The following is a 4006-nucleotide window of genomic DNA, read 5'->3' on the forward strand; positions in this document are numbered from 1 at the left end:
GGGCCGCCGAGGGGGGCGGGGTGGCCTTGGCCGCGTCGTCGCCGCCCGGCGCGAGAAGCAGCGCGCCGACCGCGACGATCAGCGCGGCGACGGCGCCGACGGCGAGCATGAGGCCCTTGCTGCGGCCTCCGGGCGCCTTGCCCGGTCCGGTGCTGCCCGCGGTGCGGTTCCGGCCGGAGCGGGAGCCGCCGGCGGTGCTGTCCGGCGTGCTGCGCTCCGGTGGCCGCCCGCCTTGGTTCGGCCCGCCGTGGTCCTGCCCGCTGTGGTTCGGCGTGCCGCCGTACGGTCGGTCCTGGTGGCGTGCGGGGGCCGGTGCGGTACCGCGCTGGGTGGGGACGATGAGCTGACGCGTGTCGTCGTCGCCGGGCTCGTAGGCGCCGCCGCCGTACGGGCCCTTGCCGTGGGCGTCGCGGGGCGGGGCGTCCCTGCCGGCCGGGCCCGCGGCGGTGGGAACCCGTGCGCCGGAATCGGACGCGCCGCGCCGGCCGCCGGCGGATGACCGGCCGGACCGGCTGTCCGCCGGAGCGCCGGGGGGCGTCGTGCCGAGCTCGCCGAGCGCGGCACGGGCCTGCGTGATGCGGATGGCCTCCATCGTCATGTCATGACGCATCTCGGCCCGGCTCCAGGCCCGTTCCGCCAGCTCCCACATGGTCGTGAGGTGGTGCTGCGGAGTGCCCGTCACCTCGGCGAGCGCCACGACGGCCCCGCGCGGGGCGAGCAGGCGTCCGTTGAGATACCGCTCCCAGGACGTCTTGCTGTAACCCGTGCGGTCGGCCACCGCGTTGATGTTCAGCCCGCTGCGGTCGACGAGCCGGCGCAGCTGGCTGGCGAACTCCCTGATCTGCGGGTCGAGCTCTTCGGGCAGTGCCTTCCAACGAGGCATGGCGTTTCCCTTCCCCCCTCGTGTCCCCCGGACGTGCTTGCTGTTCCCCGCTGCGGTCGGGCCCCCGGCCCGCGCATCCCCCGGTCCGTCCGCCGTAGGTCCGTTCCGGACCGTCGGCAGGACTACCCACGAGGATGCGCGAAGCCAGGGTGTCAGTTCCTGACGAGGGGGCGCACGGGAGCATTCGGGACGGGGTGCGCATCTTCACGCGCCTCGAACACTGCGCCGGTCCTTGCCCGGCCATTGCTCTGCCTGCTCCGTGCCGCTCGGTGTGCCGTGACAGTCTGCCATCGTTGCGCGGCGATCACACCGTGCCGGAATGGTCACTTCCGTGCCACAGGCCACAGTGAGCGCTTGTTCGAGCCTTTCATGTCCATGACTCTGGAGTCGGGACGGGGCAAGGCCGCCCATCTCGCCGCATACCGGGGCTTCTTGCCCGGTAGGCCCCGTACCGCCGTGGTGTCCGTCCCCCCTCGGGGGTGGGGACGGCCACCACGGGCACGCCCTGGAGGGCTAGCGGATCGTGAAGCGGACCGCGTCTTCGAGGATCGGGACGTCGAGCCACGGATTGGGCTGGGCGACCAGGGCGAGCAGCACGATCAGCGTGCCCATCACCCCGTACGTGACGAGATCGGTGAAGCGGGACCGTACCGCCAGCATCCCGACCGAGGGCACCACCCAGCGCAGCACGGCACCGGTGATCAGCGCGCCGCCGATCAGGATGGTGCCGATGCGGAACGCCTGGTCGAACGGGTCCAGGACCACGATCAGCAGCCCGAGGCCCGCCGCGCAGAGCACGGTGAGCAGCGGCCACTGCCGGGCCGGGGCGGGCGCGTCACCGGACGCCGCCCGGCCGCCGCCCTCGGGCCGGGCGGTGTCCCGGGTGAACCGCGGGAACCGCCGCGACCGGCGGGGGCGCGCGGGGGGGGCCGTGTCCGCGGGCGTGGCCGTGTCCGCGGCCGTGTTCGCGGCCTCGTCCCTGGCCGTGTCCTTCGCCTCGCCGGTGGCCGTTCCCTTGGCCTCGCCGGTGGCCGGGTTCGACCGGCCGGACGCGGCCGTGCCCTTCGCCCCGTCCGCGGCTGTGCCCTTCGCCCCGTCCGTGGCCGGGTTCGACCGGCCGGGCGCGGCGTGCCCGTCCGGTTCGCTCATCCCGTGGGCTTCGTCCGGCCCGTCCGGCCAGTCCTGCCCATCCGCCGCGCGGCCCGTCGGGGCGGGGTCGGCCGGACTCCTACCAGCACCCATGGAGGTTCCCTCCGGCATCCGGCCGTCAGCCCGCGGCGGCGGCGTCGGCGGCCTCGGCGGCGGCCCGCTCGGCCGCCTCCACCACGTTGACCAGCAGCTGCGCACGGGTCATCGGGCCGACGCCACCGGGGTTCGGGGCGACCCAGGCGGCCACCTCGCGGACCCCCGGGTGCACATCGCCGACGATCTTGCCGTCCGCGTCCCGGCTGACGCCGACGTCGAGCACGGCCGCGCCCGGCTTCACGTCCTCCGGCTTGATCAGGTGCTGCACCCCGGCGGCGGCGACGATGATGTCGGCCTGGCGCAGGTGGGAGGAGAGGTCCCGGGTGCCGGTGTGGCACTGGGTCACCGTGGCGTTCTCCGACTTTCGGGTCAGCAGCAGCGGGATCGACCGGCCGATGGTGACACCGCGTCCGACGACCACCACATGCGCGCCGTTGATCTCCACGCCGTGCGCGCGCAGCAGTTGGACGACGCCCTGCGGGGTGCAGGGCAGCGGGCCGGTCTCGTTGAGGACGAGGCGGCCGAGGCTCATGGGGTGCAGCCCGTCGGCGTCCTTCTCCGGGTCCATCAGCTCCAGCACCCGGTTGGTGTCGATGCCCTTGGGCAGCGGCAGCTGGACGATGTAACCGGTGCACTCGGGGTTGGCGTTGAGCTCCCGGACGACGTCCTCGATCTCCTCCTGCGTGGCGGTGTCGGGCAGTTCGCGCTGGATGGAGCCGATGCCGACCTGGGCGCAGTCGCGGTGCTTGCCGTTGACGTACCACCGGCTGCCCGGGTCGTCCCCGACGAGCAGGGTTCCGAGGCCGGGAGTGATCCCCTGGGCCTTGAGGGCCGCCACACGGACGGTCAGATCGGATTTGATCGCGGCAGCGGTGGCCTTGCCATCGAGAATCTGGGCAGTCATGGGCCCATCCTCGCGGATGACCCCGCCCGCATACCAATTGCCGGCGCCACCCCCGTACCGGACATTGCACTTGCACAACGTCCGGGGCCCTGGACTGGACAAACAAGGGTCGCACTTATAACGATGAAGGCCGCGGTTGTACGGGGGGCGGGCCGCTGATCGATGTCCTTCCTCCGTGTGGCCATCTCGTCCCCACACGTCTGTTGAAGGAACACCCCTTATGAGCTTCGGCGACCCGAACAACCCGTACGGGCAGCAGCCCGGCCAGCCTCCCCAGGGCCCGCCGCAGGGACAGCCCGGTTACGGCTACCCCCAGCAGGCTCCGCAGGGCGTCCCGCAGCAGGGCTACGGCTACCCGCAGCAGCAGCCCGGCCAGCAGTACGGGGCCTACCCGCAGCAGCCGGGTTACGGCGGCCAGCAGCCCGGCTACGGCGGCGGCATGCCGGAGCTGGCCCACTGGGGTCTGCGCTTCGGCGGCACGATCATCGACGGGCTCATCATCGGCCTCCCCTACATCGTCTTCGTCGGCATCGGCGCCGGCATGGGCGACTCGACCGGCGGCGTGATGGTCATGATCGGCGCTCTCCTGGCGTTCGGCCTCGGCATCTGGCAGCTGTACCAGGAGGGCACCACCGGCCAGACGATCGGCAAGAAGGCCGTGGGCATCCGCCTGCTGCGCGAGGCCGACGGCCGTCCGCTGGGCTTCGGCATGGCCTTCGTCCGCCGCCTGGCCCACTTCCTGGACAGCATCGCCTGCTACATCGGCTGGCTGTGGCCGCTGTGGGACGAGAAGAAGCAGACGTTCGCGGACAAGGTCTGCTCGTCCGTGGTCGTCAAGGCCAACTGACCGCCGCACCTCGTACGTACGGAAGGGGGGGGCCCGGCGGCCCGGGCCGGCGGGGGCCGGGCGGGCGCCGGCCCCGCGCCCCGGCGCCCCCAGGCGACCCGGCAGGTGCCGGGGCCGGGGCGGGCGG

General features: G+C 73.4%; 4 protein-coding genes. 1 reads left to right on the forward strand and 3 read right to left on the reverse strand.

All coding sequences use genetic code 11. From position 1 onward, the window contains the following. The 3 genes from JS521_RS21470 to JS521_RS21480 all read right to left on the reverse strand — a co-directional run. Positions 1-883 (reverse strand): helix-turn-helix domain-containing protein (locus tag JS521_RS21470; protein WP_205084574.1); only part of this gene is annotated, 883 nt, incomplete at its 3' end. A 513-nt stretch (positions 884-1396) separates the two neighbouring features. Next, a complete protein-coding gene (locus tag JS521_RS21475; RefSeq protein ID WP_205084575.1) occupies positions 1397-2125 on the reverse strand; it encodes a DUF3017 domain-containing protein in 729 nt (242 codons plus the stop codon). A gap of 25 nt (positions 2126-2150) precedes the next feature. Then, a complete protein-coding gene (locus JS521_RS21480) occupies positions 2151-3032 on the reverse strand; it encodes a bifunctional methylenetetrahydrofolate dehydrogenase/methenyltetrahydrofolate cyclohydrolase (protein ID WP_200722947.1) in 882 nt (293 codons plus the stop codon). A gap of 220 nt (positions 3033-3252) precedes the next feature. Between JS521_RS21480 and JS521_RS21485 the strand changes: the two genes are divergently transcribed. Then, positions 3253-3879 carry an RDD family protein gene (locus JS521_RS21485; RefSeq protein WP_205084576.1) on the forward strand — a complete coding sequence of 209 codons (627 nt, stop codon included), beginning with the start codon at positions 3253-3255 and terminating at the stop codon, positions 3877-3879. The last annotated feature ends 127 nt before the right edge of the window (positions 3880-4006 follow it).

It is taken from the genome of Streptomyces durocortorensis (genome assembly GCF_016901035.1).
Classification (GTDB): domain Bacteria; phylum Actinomycetota; class Actinomycetes; order Streptomycetales; family Streptomycetaceae; genus Streptomyces; species Streptomyces durocortorensis.

Excerpts from the sequence above, each read along its gene's own strand:
- JS521_RS21475 (WP_205084575.1), bottom strand. The coding sequence starts at position 2,125 with ATGGGTGCTGGTAGGAGTCCGGCCGACCCCGCCCCGACGGGCCGCGCG.
- JS521_RS21480 (WP_200722947.1), bottom strand. The coding sequence starts at position 3,032 with ATGACTGCCCAGATTCTCGATGGCAAGGCCACCGCTGCCGCGATCAAA.
- JS521_RS21485 (WP_205084576.1), top strand. The coding sequence starts at position 3,253 with ATGAGCTTCGGCGACCCGAACAACCCGTACGGGCAGCAGCCCGGCCAG.